The 427-nt window shown below is 47.3% G+C and carries 1 protein-coding gene; it reads right to left on the reverse strand.

The annotated features are described in order from the left end of the window. A partial coding sequence (locus FOI68_RS22920) for an aminotransferase class III-fold pyridoxal phosphate-dependent enzyme (RefSeq protein ID WP_143864432.1) occupies positions 1-427 on the reverse strand: 427 nt, incomplete at both ends.

Genomic DNA, 427 nt, shown 5'->3' on the forward strand with positions numbered 1-427 from the left:
CTTTAGCTGCTTCACTTAGTCCCTCTGCTAACCGATTTGCTTTTTTCTTAAACGCTTCATACGTTTCTGGCGTCAATTGTCGCAACGTTTCATAACCAGCTGTCATCGCCATCGGATTTCCTGATAACGTACCGGCTTGATAAATCGGACCACTCGGTGCAATTTTCTCCATAATATCAGCCCGACCACCGTATGCCCCGACTGGTAGTCCACCACCGATGACTTTTCCAAGGCACGTTAAATCTGGTGTCACCCCGTAATATCCTTGACCGCTATAATAGTCGACACGGAAACCTGTCATCACTTCATCAAAAATAAGAAGGGCACCGTATTCGTTCGTCACATCGCGCAACCCTTGTAAAAAGCCTGGCTCTGGCGGAACGACTCCCATATTTCCTGCAACAGGTTCAACAATAACCGCTGCAAT

The organism is Brevibacillus sp. LEMMJ03 (assembly GCF_007197875.1).
GTDB lineage: Bacteria > Bacillota > Bacilli > Brevibacillales > Brevibacillaceae > Brevibacillus > Brevibacillus thermoruber.